The organism is Adhaeribacter arboris, assembly GCF_003023845.1.
GTDB classification, from domain to species: Bacteria; Bacteroidota; Bacteroidia; order Cytophagales; family Hymenobacteraceae; genus Adhaeribacter; species Adhaeribacter arboris.
Window position 1 is genome coordinate 2,760,804 of record NZ_PYFT01000001.1, and the last position, 15,984, is coordinate 2,776,787.

The following is a 15,984-nucleotide window of genomic DNA, read 5'->3' on the forward strand; positions in this document are numbered from 1 at the left end:
TATTTTTAAAGTATTTGTAACTAGTACCAACGATTACCTGCCTTATGCCGATTTAAAGTTAGAAAAGACAAAAATTTTGTTCCTTTAGGTAGTTGTAATAGAACCAGCATACTCTTCCTGAATCGGTAACCCGGCAGCATTAGGTTTATTTTTTTTATTTTGATCTTTGAAGAACAGCAAAAATAAAAAGGTTACCACGCCAGCAATGGTAGCGGGTATTAACCAGATAAATGACCAATCGTGATTTCCGGTTGGAGTCTGCCATTTATCTACCACTAACCCTGAAATAAGCGAACCGATAAGCATGCCAACCCCGTAGGTGGCTAAGGTAATCAGGCCTTGAGCCGCGCTTTTGAACCTTTCCCCGGCTAAGTTATCGGTATAAATCTGACCGGTAACAAAAAAGAAGTCGTAACAAATACCGTGTAAAACAATACCTACAATCAACATCCAATAGTTGGCAGCGGTATCTCCGAACGCAAATAAAATATAGCGAAAAATCCAGGCCAGCATTCCAACGGCCAGCATCTTTTTTACTCCCAAACGGACAAAAAACAAAGGCATTAAAATCATAAATAACAATTCTGATACCTGGCCTAAAGACTGTTTGCCAGCCGCCGCTGCCATTCCTATTTCATTCAGAAAGGGATTGGTAAAATTGTAGTAAAAGGATAAGGGAATGCAAATGGCAATAGAGGAGATAAAAAACAACAAATAAGATTGGTTTTTAAGTAAGCGCAGGGCATCTAAACCCAGGATATCCGCAATGGTAGTTTTCGCTCCTTTTTTTACGGGTGGTGTAGCAGGCAATGTAAAACTAAATAAACCCAGCAGTGCCGAAGCAATGGCGGCCATTTTAAAGGTTAAATCTAACTGCCCGCCCTGTTCCCAATTAAGCCAACCAATGGTAAAACCCGCTATAATCCAACCCATTGTTCCCAGCACCCGGATAGGTGGGAATTCCTTACCCGGATTTTTCATTTGCCGAAACGAAATAGAGTTGACCAAAGCAAGCGTGGGCATAAACAAAATCATGTAAATTAAAATGGCAGGATAAAAGCTATCGAAGTTAGCCGCCGTAGAAGCATTCCATAACAAAACACTACCTAATAGATGCAACCAGCCCAGAATATACTGCGCCGAAAAGAAACGGTCGGCAATTAAACCGATAATAAAAGGCGCTAAAATTGCTCCAATAGATTGAGCCAAAAAAGCCATTCCTACCTGGGTAGCCGAAGTGTGCAGATTGGTCAATAAAAAAGTACCCATGGTAACAAACCAGGCGCCCCAGATAAAAAATTCGAGAAACATCATGGTGGAGAGGCGTAATCTTGTTGCTATTTGCATTTAACTTTAAATTTATTTTTTGTAATAAGATTCTAGCTTATCAGTGAGCTAAAAGAGCATCATTTCTGGCTCTTGGCTGATAATTTACGGCAGAGCTATTATTAAAGTAGAAGCTTTTCCCTAAGCATAGAAGGGACGGGATGGTTGATTTTACATTGGATTACCCCATTTCCCTTAGAATTTCCCACGGGCAGTTTTCTAGCCTGCTTTACAACTCCCTAATCCAGATATTGCGAAAACTCACTTCGCTGCCGTGCCCTTGCAGCCGGATAGATGCTTTATCATGAAGTTCGTAGCGGGGAATACCGATGTACTGGATGGTTCCCTGAATTTCGAAATGGTTCAGCGTTAAAATGCCGTTATGCACCACCGTAACATAAGCGGGTTTTTCGAGAGAACCGTTGTATCGAAAACGCGGCGCGGTAAAATAAATATCGAATGTTTCCCAATTGCCCGGTTTATTAGCAGCATTTGCCAGCGGAATAACTTGTTTGTAAATGCTACCCATCTGGCCATTGGCGTACAATGGAGTTTCGTTGTTATAGGAGTCAAAAATTTGAACTTCGTACCGTTCTTGCATAAACACGCCACTATTACCCGCATTATTACGGTCCTTACTGGTTTTAGCATCAGCTGGTATTTTAAATTCCAGGTGCAATTGGCTATCCCCAAACTTTTGTTTGGTCTGGATATCGCCGCTGCCTAATTTAACCGTCATAGCGCCGTCCTGCAGTTTCCATTGGCAAGCGCTATTATCTTTGGCCATCACCCAACTATCGAGGCTTTTCCCATTAAAAAGTACGATGGCATCGGAAGGTGGGGCGCCATTTAGGCCCGGCGTCACTACTGCGGGTTTTGGCTCCCATAATTCCGTAGCCTCCGGTTTAGAATAGTCTTTTTTAAAAATATCCTGCGCATGAGCTATACTACCACCCAGCACAAGCAAGCAAAAAATTATTTTTTTCATATAAGTAAATAACAGATAGCAGGAAGGTTCAACAAGTTTTCAGGCACAAAAAGCTACTGGGTAATGCAGATAGGTTGCCGTACTTGCCCAGCGGGAGGTTGATGGAGTCCTAAACCCGCTGAGCAAGCAACGTAACATTACTTTTAATAACCAGGATTTTGTTCTAAGCCTGTTTTATTTATTTCGGATAATGGAATAGGCAGGTAATACATTCTGGCGGTAAAACTTCTTTGCTGCACATCAATAATATTATATTTCAAAACCCCGTTTTCTTTTTTCCATTCGATTCCTTTGGCGTTTTTATTGCCTGTTTCCTCCGCAATCATCCATCGGCGTACATCAAAAAACCGTTTCGATTCAAAACATAATTCAATTCTTCTTTCATGTTGGATATCTTCCAGTAGCTGTGCACCCGAAGAATTAATTTCCGGCATGTGAACCCTGGCACGTATTTTATTTACATATTCTTTCGCAACGGCTTCATTGCCCAAATAATATTGAGCTTCGGCGTAGTTTAAATACATCTCGGCCAGCCGGAAAAAGATAAAAGGTTGCTTTCCTAAACCTTTTTTAAAATCCAGGCTTTCATCCATAAATTTGCGCATAGAATAACCGGTAGTAGCATAATTCCACGATTCCGGACCATCCCGGGAGTCTAAACCGCCGGGTAAAAAAAACTCGGTTTGCCGGCCCCGGTAAGTAGCGCCCTGGTACACGATATTGGCATAAAACCGGGGGTCGCGGTTTTTATAAGGTTCGGCCGCATGTTCCGGATTGGTCCAGTCGAAGTTGGTGCCGTCCATCATCTTAAAATCATCTACTAAGTTTTGCGAAGGAATATTACCCGACCAGCCATTATAGCCATTGGGAGTATTAATCTGGTCGATGTTGGGATGACTAAATTCAGGAGAATACGGTCGGGCGAAAATAATTTCCGGATTAGCTTTCAAGAAAATCTGGGTATACTCTTGCCAGGTATTTACCGGTACCAGCGAATAATAATTTAAATCTATTACTGCTTTGGCTGCGTCGGAGGCTTGCTGCCATTTATTTGCTTGATCATAAGTAAAAAGCGGACCGTTGGGCGTGCTGGCCGGATCGTGTAGTTTACTGGCCGCATACAGCAACACTTCCGATTTTAAGGCTAGGCAGGCTCCCTGGGTTACTTTACCCCAATTTTCGGCAGTCACTGTGGGGGGCACCATCTCTTTGGCCTCATCCAGTTCTTTTACTATAAAATTAACGCACTCCTGGTAGCTGGCTCTTTTTTCGGTAAATTCATCGTTTAAGCTATAAACATTGGTAATAAGTGGTACACCGCCAAAAAAACTGATTAAATCGGCGTAAGCCTTGGCCCGGATAAACTTCATTTCACCTTTTAAACGCTTTACTTTTTCAGGATCGGCTCCTGGCACATTATCAATCCGGTTCAGGAAAATATTGATATTCCGGATGCTCTTATATCCGTCTCGCCAGCTATTTGTAAACACACCCATATTACTGGCGTCGATGGTTCCGGAACTTACGGGCCAAAAGCCATAGTCAAATAGCATAAAGGCTTCATCGGTAGCCGTGGAAAGCAGGCCACCCGCCCCTTCCTGCGGCCAGCCCCAGCCTCCTAAGGCATCATATGTGGAAAACACCAGCTTCTCTGCTAAATTAATATCCTGCCAAACATCCTCATCAGTGAAAGAAGATCTAGACTTTTTATTTAAAACTTCTTTTTCACAGCCCGTAACTATTATCAGTAAAAGGCTGGTAATCATCCATATTATTTTAGTCGCTTTCATATAACTTGCCCTTATACTATTAAAAACTTAGATTTAATCCGCTCATTATGGTGGTTTGCTGCGGGTAATAGCCGGCATTAGAGGTGTTTATTTCCGGATCGAACTGGCCTTCTATCTTTTTGAAGGTAATTAAATTGGCTCCTCGCACATATAATCGTAATCCTTTTACTTTAATCCGGGATAGCACATTGGAAGGCAGATTGTAGGCTAATTCTACATTATTCAGCCGGAGAAAGGAAGCATCGTATAACCAGAAATCGGAAGCTTTGGTATTGTAAATATCTGTTCTTTGGTAGGCCCGGGGGTATTTAGCGTCCACATTATTTTCGGTCCAGCGGTCATTAAACAGGTACTCCGGCTTATTACCCCCATCCAAAAACAAAAGCATGGTTTCGGCTTTGGCCTGCCCACTGAAAACTGCGTTTAGTTCAAAGGCCTTATAGGCCATTCCTACGTTAAAACCATATTGAATCCTGGGAATGGGGGAAGTATATTTTCTTACCTGGTCATTACCGTTAATCTGTCCGTCTCCATTTACATCCACGTATTTGATATCGCCGGGTTTGGTACCGGGTATATGGGGAGAATTGGTGATTTCGTCTTCCGAACGATATAAGCCATCCGTTTTATAAACCACCCAGGAATTTAAAGGATGGCCTTCCTGAGCTCTATATGGAGGAACATCTTTCGGCTCATCCATAAATACAATTTTATTTTTATTGTAAGTTAAATTACCACCCAGGTTGTATTTTAATTCGCCCACGTTGCCCTGATGATTTAAAGCTACCTCTACACCTTCATTATCTACTTCGCCTAAATTTTCGAGGGGCAGTTCCAAGGCCGTATATTCTGGTACAGATTCGCTTCGGGTAATTAAAATTTGACTGCGTTTGGATTTAAAATAATCCACACTGATGGATAACCCCCCTCGCCATAAATCAGCGTCTAAACCCATGTTCCGGTTTTCAGATACTTCCCAGGTAATATTCGGATTACCGGTATTCGTGATGGTAAAGCCGTTTTCCCGCCGCGGGCTTTCGCCAAAAATATAATAGTTGTTTAATTCGTATTGCGTTAAATACTGAAAAGCGCCAATCCGGTCGTTGCCCATCTTGGCCCAGGAGGCCCGCAGTTTTAAATTATCCAGCCATTTTTTCGTGAAGCCCATAAAGGATTCCTGCGAAATATTCCAGGCCACTGCTACCCCCGGGAAAGTACCAAATCTTTTGCCGCGCGGAAAATTGAAAGAGCCATCCCGTCGTACGGTAATATCCAGCAGGTATTTTCGCATATAATCATAACTGAAAGAACCAAAATAATTGACCCGACCCGTTTCACTGGACGAGCCCTGGTTATCGCGCAGCGCCTGACCTCCGGTAAATAATTCTACTTTCTGATCACTGATTAAATCTCTGCGGAAACCACTCAAGGTTTGCCAGGTACCTACCTGCTGCTCGTATGCAATAAAGCCACTATAGTTATGTTTGCCAAAATTCCGATTATAGGCTAACCGGGCATGGTACAACTGGCTTTGGTTCATATCATTAGCCTGATTTAAGGTTCTAGTATTTCCTACGCTTTGATTTTGGCCGCCTTGCGGCACATATTCGCCGGTGGTTTCGTTGTAATCATACACGGTCCAGATATTATTAAATACTTCTCTACTCCGGATATCAAAATCAAAAGCCGCGTAGCTATTTAGCGCTAAGCCTTTGGTTAGCCAATCCAAGTTGTAATTGAGCGATAACCGGGATTGAAAAATTTTATTCTTATTCTCTACCCAACCGGCCTCATCACTGGATATAATAACCGGGTTTTGACCCTGGGGCCCACCTACCCCCGGCAAACCATTGGGGTAATAGGCGGTATTGTAAGGATAAGCCCAATTCGCAATAAAGGGCATCATCGAAGTTACATCGGTAGCCGTGCTGTGTTGCTCCTCTAACCTGCCGGTTAAATCAAATCCTAAATTTAAATTTTGCGTAACTTGGGCATCTATGTTCGATCTTATTTGATATTGATCATACTTCAGATCCTTGGATTTATACAGCCCGTCCTGATGCAGATAATCACCGCTTATGTAATACTTCACTTTTTCGCTACCGCCAGAGGCCGATAGGTTATGATGCGATTGGGGTGCCCAATCTCTAAAAACTTCTTTGTAAAAATCGGTATTGGGGTGCGTTAACGGGCTAGTGCCGTTTCTGTACTTTTCTAAGTCTTCTGCGGTCCATTGAATGGCCCTTCCGTAACGTTCCGAAATTTCATTTTCCCAGGTGGCATACTGATAAGAATTCATGTATTTGGGCAAACTGGTAAAAGAAGAAACCCCGTAATTAGAAGATAACCGGATTTCACTTTGGCCTGCCTTGCCTCTTTTGGTTTTTACTATTATTACTCCATTGGCTGCCCGGGCACCATAAATAGCGGCAGCAGCATCTTTTAGTACACTAATGCTTTCAATATCATTCGGAGTTAAATGGGAAAAGCTTTCCCGGGGTACCCCATCAATAACAATTAATGGAGCGTTATTTCCCAGGGTCGATTGTCCCCGGATTATAATATTGGCATCATCACTGCCCGGAATCCCTCCTCTGTTATTTACTACTAACCCGGGTATTTTTCCTTGTAGAGCCTGGGTTAAATTCATCTGCGAAGTCTGCTCAATGTTTTTACCATTGATATTGGCAATGGCACCGGTAAGTTCCCCTTTCTCTTTTTCTCCGTAACCTATTACCACCACCTCTTCCAGAGCTTTTGTATCGGATGCCAGTGATATATTAAAAGTAGATTGATTATTAATTGGCACCTCCTGCGTAAGGTAGCCAATAAAAGAAACTACCAAAGTACCAGCAGCATTGGGGACCGGGAGCGAAAAACTACCGTCAGTACCAGTAGCGGTACCAGTAGAAGTTCCTTTGAGTAAAACGGTTACCCCAGGCAAAGCCGCCCCGTTTTCGTCGGTAATTTTACCTTTTAGGGTTACCCCTTGTGCGTAAGCCTCTACAAACGCTATAAAACAAAGAAAAAATAGCAGCAAGTATCTCGCCTTTTTAAATAAAGAATGTTTCATAACTTTTTTGGGTTTAGATTTTATTCGATAAATAATAACTAATTAAATGTTGACTCTTTAAGCTACTGCCGGGCAATTAGGAAATTCTAAAATTTTAAAATCCTGAATTGTAATCACCCAGGAGCGTGAAGCTTAGCTACCGGATGCTATAACCACCGGAGAATATAGGCTGCGCTTTCAGGCTTCAGCCGGTACATTTTTAAGGTTGTTTTACTATTCTGGTAATAGCAATAACCCTTTCGTGTAGGCACATAAAAAGTACCCCAGACTCGTTTGAGCTGATTTTTACCGTTTTATCAGGAACTCGATTGTAAAAAACGAAGAGAAAACCTTACCTGAATTCTGTATCGTAATGTAGTTTGGTAACTTTAGCTGCTCTTTAAATACGTTTAAATAGTGCCATTCTGAAATTATTACAAACTCTTATCTTTTTGCAGTAAAAACGCCGTAATATCGGCTACATCCTGCTCGCTGAGTTGCAGGTGTTTCGGGGAAGGCATGGGACTCGTTTTGAGTTGCTTTTTACTTAAAACCCGCGTGGATTCCATCATGTAACGCCGGCCATAGATATCCAACACGGTTACTACCGGTCCTTCGGATAGTAACAAACCATACAGCATGCCGCCATTTTTTAAAGTAATTAAATAAGGCTCCGAACCAAAAGCGATACCAGCTTCCGGTTGTACGATGGCTTGGGACAAACTTTGTTTATCGTACTTATTATTAATATTAGTCAGCACCGGCCCTATTTCACCACCGGCTTCCCCTACTTTGTGGCAGACCAGGCAATTACCATACAACAACTTCTTACCTTTAACCAGATCTCCGGGCAAAGCAGTTATTTTTTGAATAGAGTAAGAAACCGAATCCGAAGTGTCAAAATAACGGGAGATTAATGATTTTATATAGCGGTCATCCTCCCGCAGCATTGGAGCTTTTACCAATTGCTGAATAGTATCGGGCAATTTCTGGTCAGCGGCTAAGCTTACTAAATGCAGCTTACCCACTTTACTTTTTGCCAGTTCCATCGCCGCGCCGGAACGTTGTGCTATATTCAGTTGGGAGTTAGTTACCTTGTTCCGCAGAACCAACAATTCCGGATGGGCTTCCGGTAATTGATTATCGGGGCTTTGCCAGTTTTTCAAATATGCCCGCCAGTCGTTGGTTTTCCGGAACTGCAACCAGTATTGCGCGAAGCTAACCATATCGTTTGGTGCGTTCTGAGCTAGTTGACGTACGGCATCAGCAGCCGGACGAGTAGGAACAAAAGCGAGGGCTACTAGGGCTTTTTCCCGCTCCTTAGTCGATAATTTTTCATTACGGGCTCTTTCCTGCAGGGCATTAACCGCAGCAGGCGGATGCAATTCCCAAACCAGATTAACCAGTGATTGGGGCCAATTGGCTGGTTCTTGGGCATTAAAATGCTTCAGTAAGGTTGGGTAGAAAACCTCGGCCTCTCCTTCCAGGGCAATTCCTAAGGCATTCAAATACCACCGGTCATGGCCGTCGTAACCGTCTATTAGAGTTAAGAGGATGGGTTCCGTTTTTTCTAAAGGCAATCCGCGCAGTGCAATTGCCACTTCTCTTCGTACGGCCGGCGACTTATCCGAAGCTAATTGCCCGGCGTAATTTATTACATTTTGAGGATTAGCTTGCCGCAAAGCCCGCAGAGCCGTTATTCGAATCTGCGCGTCCGAATCTTGCAGCAAGGTTTCTACTTCTTTAATCCCCGGATTACCTAATTGTGCTAACAGATAAACGGCCCGCGCCCGCTCATACGGATTCTCCGAAGATAATACTTCTTTTATCCGCGGTACTACTTTTTCACCTTGAGCTTTCAGAAGTTTAAAACCCTGGTTCCGGATATTAATAGCCGGATTTAACAAAGCTTGTATCTGGCCCGCCGTGTTACTTAGGTCGATTGCCGGAACAGTTAATTTTTTATTTTTAGGAGCAATGCGGTAAATGCGGCCATATCCTTTTTTATCGTTCATCTGGTGCCCACCGACCACGGGGTCATAAAAATCGGCGACATAAATAGCTCCATCGGTACCAATAGCTACATCACTGGGTCGGAACCATTTGCTTTTATCTTCCTTTATATCGTTCCATCGGTAATTCGTATCATCCGTTTCGACGGAGGAGATAAAGTTTGTCCGGTTTTTTAACGGAAAACCGGCACCTTCCAGTTTGGGCAAGTAACCAAAAATAATATTGCGGCCCGCATCGGCGCTAAGCAGCAACCCCCTATATTGTTTTCCAAGAGCATCACTTTCGTTCAGTACGATTCCAGTGGGTGAACCCGAACCATAAATATCTCCGACGGGCAATACGCCCGGGTCTTCCTGGTGCCAATGGGCCGTTTCGATACTTTGTCCCGGACGCCGGTCGGCCTGCCAGGTGCGTTCGCCGGTAGCGCTAAAGTAACCAGCGTTGCTTCCTTCCATTACCCAGGTAGTACGGCAAGTAGCGACCTGGTCGTCATTATCACTTTGCCATAAATTACCATAAGAATCTACGGCTACTTCGTACGAATTACGGAAATTATGCGCCATTACTTCTAAACCGGTACCATCCGGGTTTACCCGAAAGGCGAAACCTCCCGTATAAATTTTACCATTACTACTTTTTAATGCCGGGGTATTTTTATCATTATAAGGAGAGCCGCCGGTATAGACGCTACCGGCACGTATGGTTCGCCCGTCTTTTCCGGTAACATTATGGGGTCCGGCATTGCCGGTAATAAAATACAATTTTCCGTCCGGACCCGCCAGGCCAGCATGTAAACTATGGTCATGGTCTAGCCCCCCAAAACCGGTCAGGAAAACTTCTTTTTTATCCGGCTTATCGTCTCCGTTTTCATCAGTATACACAATAACCGATGGCGAACAGGAAACTACCACCTTATTACCTAACACCGCAATACCCAATGGGGAACGAAGGTCTTTGTCCTGCACAAATACTTTAGAAGAATCTGCTACACCATCGCCATTGGTATCTTCCAAAATCATGACCCGGTCACCTTCCGGATGTTTTAAATAACCGTCCGCATTATTAAAGTTCCGGTAATTTACGGCTTCGGTGGCCCAGATGCGTCCTTTAACATCTACATCTATATTGGTAGGATTATACACTTGCGGCGATTCAGCCCAAAGGGTTGCTTCCAAATCATCCGGAACAAACAGCGCCGGTCTATTCTGGGTAATTTTTTCGGTTTGTTCTTTGCCGGGCTTGCAGGAGAAGAGCAGCAGCAGAAAAGATAGAATAAAACAAACTTTGGTTTTATAAATTTTTATCATTGGATAAATATTGCTGTTAAGTAAAGAGATTACATAAAGTAACTGTTCGCATAGCTTCTGCTAAAACTTTGACTTCTAAGTAAGTTGTTTCATTGCTCAGGTCTTGTTCTTTTTGTCTTGACACAAAGTAAGAGGGCCCCTTCCCCCAGAACCAACGAAAGTCAAGACGATTTTCAACTCGCTGCCGCTCAAACACAAAATCGTCGGGTTCTGCACTTTGAACGGCTGATTGTTGCATAGCTTTCTGTTAATTGGTAAATGGAAACTGGTAAATGGTATTTGGTAAATGGTAGCCAACTAAGCCTTATTCAGCACCGACCGAAGGTATTTTAAATTGGTAACATAAGATTTATAAAGGTCTGCTCCTTCCGGCAACGCTCCTTCTATGATTACCCAACCCTCAAAACCCATATCGTCCAGAACCTTTTTAAGCCGGACAAAATCTACTTTACCCTGGCCTAATAAAAAACCATTCTCTTTCGCGTGTACTTCACAGATGTATTCTTTGCCGAGGCGGCTCATTTCTTCGTAAATGTCGTAGCCCATTTGGGTAGAATTTGCTACATCGTAATACACTCGTACATTTTGGGAGCCAACGGCCTGTATAATCTTTAAATGATCATCAGCGCTCAGCCAGGATTCAATGCCCAGTATTATCCCGGCTTTTTCGGCTTTGGGCGCTACTTTCATTAAACGACGAATGACTTCCTGAATGCCCGCTTCATCGCCTCTCAGGTCTCCTTTACCAAAGAAAGCCAGCAGTATTACCTTACAGCCCATGGCTTTCGCTACATCGATGCTGTCGCTTACCCATTCTTCGGTTACTGGTTCCGACTTGTAAGGCACGTTATTTAATTCCCCAATGGCCAGACTGGATATCTGCACCCCCTGTTTTTTGGCGGCGTCTTTATAAGCTTGCTGCACTTCAGGGCGCCGGAGATGCATGTTGTTCGCTACCGTTCCTAAACTCACCTGCACGCCATCAAAGCCTATTTTCTTGGCAAAAGCCAGGGCCTCTACATCGCTACCCTTATTTATAGACCAATCGCAGGTACTTATTTTGTATTTTGCCTGGTGGGCAGAAGCAAATACCTCCCACCAAGGAGCAATAATGGAAAGACCAGCCAAGGCCGCACTGCTTTTAATAATTTGACGACGGGAATATAGATTCTCCAGGAGCATAAGTAGCGAATAATTAGTATTCTTTCGTTTTTCGCAATCTTTAACCAAATAAATATTATTCAAATATGACTAATAATACAGGCTTATTCTGATGCTTTTTTATCGTTTTCTACAAATGTTCAATCACTTGTTATTTCCACTTGGTAACAATTTTAGTAAAATTTAAAAAGGAGATGTGGAAGAAAGTTTAATTACCGGAAATAAATTCTGATCTCTTTCCTACAAGGTCGCTTCTTTTATTTACAATGCGGATTTTGGACGGAGCGAGAAAAGATTTATCTGCGACGCTACTGATTATTTAAAATAAACAGCGCAACGCCCGCTGGGCAGACGTTGCGCTGTTTTAATAAAATTTAAAAAATAGACTCAAGAAAGATTTTGTCTTTTTAATTCTTTAACGGCGTAGTCCACAGCCCGAGCCGTTAGAGCCATATACGTTAAGGAAGGATTTTGGCAGGCATTAGAAGTCATGCAGGACCCATCGGTAACAAATACATTCGGGGCACCCCACACCTGGTTATTCGCATTTAATACCGACGATTTCGGATCTCTTCCCATGCGGGCCGTGCCCATTTCATGAATGCCTAAGCCGGGTGCCTGGTTATTATCGCTAGCAGTTATATTCTTAAAGCCCGCTTGTTCTAACATTTCAGAACCACTAGAGAGCATATCTTTCAGCATACTGGTTTCATTGGCCTTAAATTCACAATCAATTATTAATTGCGGAATACCCCAGGCATCTTTCTTTTCCGGGCTAAGAGTTACCTTGTTTTCATGATAAGGCAAGCATTCTCCCATACCCGTCATGCGAAAGCTCCACGGACCAGGTTTAGTGAGTGCCTCTTTATAAGCTGCCCCCATTGCTTCGGTTGTTACATTTCCTGTTAAACGCACTCCGCTAGCCGCAAAAGCATAGCCCCGGATAAAGCTGCTTTGTCTGTCGTGGCCCACGTTTCTGTAGCGGGGTATATACACGCCGGCCGGTCTTCGTCCGTAATAATAGGAATCTTGCAAACCATCGAACTGGCCGCTGATGTGCCCCCGGTAATTATGGTCCATTAAATAATGGCCTAGTACGCCGCTATCGTTGCCTAAACCATTGGAAAAGCGGGCGGAAGTAGAATTTAAAAGCAGTAAAGTAGAATTAAGGGTACCAGCATTTACAAAAATAATTTTCGCATAGTATTCCGTTTCCTCTTTGGTGTTGGTATCTATTACCCGTACGCCCTTTGCTTTTTGCTTTTGCTCATCATAAATTAGGGAATGCACCACCGAAAAAGGTCGTAAAGTCAGGTTTCCGGTTGCTGTAGCGGCAGGCAGCGTTGCCGAGTTACTACTAAAATACCCGGCAAACGGGCACCCTCGGGCGCAAAGGTTCCGGTACTGGCAAGGGCCGCGGCCTTTTAGACCTTTGGTAAGATTGGCGGTGCGGGAAATAATTAAATGCCGGTCCGGGTAATTCTTTTCGATACTGCTTTTTAAGTGTTTTTCCACACAGTTCATTTCCATGGGAGGCAGAAACTCGCCGTCCGGCAAATGCGGAATTCCATCGCGGTTACCACTGATACCTACAAACTTCTCTACATAAGAATACCAAGGAGCAATATCTTTATACCGGATGGGCCAATCGATGGCAATGCCTTGTTTGGCATTGGCTTCAAAGTCCAGGTCGCTCCAGCGCTGGGTCCAGCGGGCCCACATTAAAGACTTGCCGCCCACCTGATAGCCTCGAATCCAGTCGAAAGGCTTTTCCTGGCTATAAGGATGTTCGTTATCTTTTACAAAGAAATGTTGTGTAGATTCATCGAAAGCATAACACCGGCTTACAATAGGGTTTTCTTGTACTGTTTTCAGGGCCAAGCGCCCCCGGTGCGGAAAATCCCAGGGATTTAAATTAGCGGTAGGATAATCTTTGATGTGCTCCACCTGGCGGCCGCGTTCCAGCACCAGGGTTTTCAGGCCTTTCTCGCACAATTCTTTGGCCGCCCAGCCACCGGATATTCCCGAGCCAATCACTATAGCATCGTAGGTGTTTTCCGCAATGCCTTTTAGATTCAGATTCGGAGAACCTTTGGTTTGTTTATTTTGGCTCTCGTTATCTGCTGTTACCATATATCTGAAGCATGAAATAGGAATGAGAAATTATTTGTTTTTTACCAGCCAAAAACCTTCGTTACATAATCGCGGCTTTTCTTCCAGTCTTCTTTTACCGGATTTACCGGTGGGTTATCAAAAGCTAATTCGATAGCCGCTCTCCCTTTAAAATTCACCTTTTGTAAAGCTGCCGCCATAGCCGGAAAATCGGTAATTCCCTCGCCCACTGCTTCGGTCCATTTACCGTCGGCTTTCTGGTCCCGGATATGCAGGTAAACTATTTGCTTACCATAGGTATTAATAAACCAAACCGGGTCAACGCCCCCGCGAACCAGCCAGTTTAAATCCGGGCCCAATTTAATATTCGGAATTCGGGCCAAAGTTCCTTTTAAATCGTGCAGGTTGTTTACTACTTCATAGGTATGGTTATGTAAATTGGCTTGAACCTTATTTTTGTCACAAACCTGAAGTATCTTTTTTAATAAATCAGCCTGCGCATCTAATTCCGGTTCCGTTTTAACTCGCTTGGCATCTCCTACCGAAATACCGAAGGTACTGCCTCCCAGTTGATGCAGGCGCTCCACTACCAATTCTACATCTTCCAGTATTTCCTGCTGTTTATCGCGGTTCCACATTTCGCCGTTGTAGGAAGTACCGGTTACCGGCAACTTATATTTTTGAATTAATTCTTTAATGCGGGAAACGGCATCAGCATGCTTCAGGTTGGGCTCCATCATTTCCACCCCTTCTATGCCGGCATATTTAAAATCCTGGAAGACTTGCTCTAATATAGGGGTACAATCCCAGTTAGGAGGATATTTGCTGGCATACACCCAAAGGTGCCCGCTCACAGGTATACCCTTCTCAATGTTGTTCTTCCCAAATAACTTTTCCGGAGAAAAATTACCCACTAAGCCGGCACCAGCTAAATAAGCGGTTGCTTTCAAAAATCCACGCCGGGAATTATTCTTGGTTTTCATTTATATTCGTTTGTATAAGCAAGTGTTATTCCTGAGATTCCAACCAGTATCCCCTTAAAATAGATAAACCGGTCCCCTGCATTCACTTTTTTTGCATTTTAGACGGCAATTAAAATCCTCAAAACTAAAGCGGTTCTGGTAATTTATTATTAATAGTTTGCAAACGTTCGTTTAATTACCACTTGCTTTTAGCTCATAATTCCGAAATAATAACTTGAGTTAAAGGAGAATGCTAGACATAGGAAGAACTTTCGGTTCTCAATTTTTTATATTTTAGGGGAGGAATCCCGGTAACTTTCTTGAACTGCAGATTGAAATTGGACATATTATTAAACCCGCTTTCATAACAAATCCGGGAAATATTAAATTTATCTTCCAGTAGTAGCTTACAGGCGTAACCTACTCTTACTTCGTTAAGATAATGCGAAAAGCTTTTTCTGGTGCAGGCTTTAAATGAACGGCAAAACGACGGAACCGACATATTGGCCACTTCTGCCGCATTGGCCAGGGATATATCTTTCCGGAAGTTCGTAATAATGTATTCATGCACTTTGGTAATTGGGTCGGTACCGGCGGCAATATACTGCTCCACGAATCCGGGACTGACTAAAAGCTGGTATTCTTCCGATAAAGCAAGTAGTTCCAGAATATGTAGTAAGTGCGTAATCCGTCTGTAACCACTTACCTCCAGCATTTCCTGCATGCAATCTGTAATTTGCTGGCGAGTGTTTCCCAGAATTTTTATACCAAATTTAGCTCTATCAAAAAGTTGATTCACTGAAATCATTTCTGGCAGGTTAAAAAAATCCTTACCCAAAAATTCTTCCCGGAAGTGAATAACTATGGCCTCAGCTCTGAGTGCTGTATTACCCTGATAATAAATCGGGTCATTTTGATAAGAATGGGGCAAATTCGGACCTAAAAAAACTAAATCACCATCGGTAAATCTTTCGGCATTGTCCCCCACCGTTCGTTGCCCGGAGCTTTTGATAACCAGTACGAGTTCATATTCCGGATGATAATGCCAAGGGGTGGGGTAATAGGAATATACATCCTTTTGCAGTATAAAAGAATATTTAGGCTCTAAAGTTAGCTTTTCAAGTCGCGGTTTCATAAACGAGAATATGGGCTTATGTAATATATCTATTTTTTCCTAAATAACCTCTAAACAGAGTTGCTTTGAAAGAATCATTTCATCATCATTTATTTACTTAGTCAATAGGCAGTATAAACATTTATTTCGTCAGAAAAT

10 protein-coding genes are annotated in these 15,984 nt (G+C 43.1%); all 10 read right to left on the reverse strand.

Annotation, left to right across the window (positions count from 1 at the left end):
* Positions 1 to 84: 84 nt before the first annotated feature.
* Positions 85 to 1,347: a nucleoside permease gene (locus AHMF7605_RS11145; RefSeq protein WP_106929293.1), complete on the reverse strand. Its 1,263-nt coding sequence runs from the start codon at positions 1,345 to 1,347 to the stop codon at positions 85 to 87.
* Between the two features lie 208 nt (positions 1,348 to 1,555).
* Positions 1,556 to 2,314, reverse strand: coding sequence for a 3-keto-disaccharide hydrolase (locus AHMF7605_RS11150; protein WP_106929295.1), 759 nt, complete (start codon positions 2,312 to 2,314; stop codon positions 1,556 to 1,558).
* 143 nt (positions 2,315 to 2,457) lie between these two features.
* Entirely contained in the window at positions 2,458 to 4,104 is a 1,647-nt protein-coding gene (locus tag AHMF7605_RS11155; RefSeq protein ID WP_106929297.1) for a RagB/SusD family nutrient uptake outer membrane protein, read from the reverse strand.
* Between the two features lie 19 nt (positions 4,105 to 4,123).
* Positions 4,124 to 7,177, reverse strand: a complete 3,054-nt coding sequence (locus AHMF7605_RS11160) for a SusC/RagA family TonB-linked outer membrane protein (RefSeq protein ID WP_106929299.1) — start codon at positions 7,175 to 7,177, stop codon at positions 4,124 to 4,126.
* Between the two features lie 413 nt (positions 7,178 to 7,590).
* Positions 7,591 to 10,476: a PVC-type heme-binding CxxCH protein gene (locus tag AHMF7605_RS11165; protein ID WP_106929301.1), complete on the reverse strand. Its 2,886-nt coding sequence runs from the start codon at positions 10,474 to 10,476 to the stop codon at positions 7,591 to 7,593.
* A 16-nt stretch (positions 10,477 to 10,492) separates the two neighbouring features.
* On the reverse strand, positions 10,493 to 10,714 hold the full coding sequence (locus AHMF7605_RS11170) for a hypothetical protein (protein ID WP_106929303.1): 222 nt from the start codon (positions 10,712 to 10,714) through the stop codon (positions 10,493 to 10,495).
* Positions 10,715 to 10,773: 59 nt separating this feature from the next.
* The gene (locus tag AHMF7605_RS11175; RefSeq protein ID WP_106933431.1) at positions 10,774 to 11,658 is read right to left on the reverse strand and encodes a sugar phosphate isomerase/epimerase family protein; all 885 of its coding nucleotides are present in this window, start codon (positions 11,656 to 11,658) and stop codon (positions 10,774 to 10,776) included.
* A 366-nt stretch (positions 11,659 to 12,024) separates the two neighbouring features.
* Positions 12,025 to 13,770: a GMC oxidoreductase gene (locus AHMF7605_RS11180; protein WP_106929305.1), complete on the reverse strand. Its 1,746-nt coding sequence runs from the start codon at positions 13,768 to 13,770 to the stop codon at positions 12,025 to 12,027.
* A gap of 41 nt (positions 13,771 to 13,811) precedes the next feature.
* Complete coding sequence (locus tag AHMF7605_RS11185; protein WP_106929307.1) at positions 13,812 to 14,732, reverse strand: sugar phosphate isomerase/epimerase family protein; 921 nt, start codon at positions 14,730 to 14,732, stop codon at positions 13,812 to 13,814.
* 232 nt (positions 14,733 to 14,964) lie between these two features.
* Positions 14,965 to 15,846 carry an AraC family transcriptional regulator gene (locus tag AHMF7605_RS11190; RefSeq protein ID WP_106929310.1) on the reverse strand — a complete coding sequence of 294 codons (882 nt, stop codon included), beginning with the start codon at positions 15,844 to 15,846 and terminating at the stop codon, positions 14,965 to 14,967.
* Positions 15,847 to 15,984 lie beyond the last annotated feature (138 nt).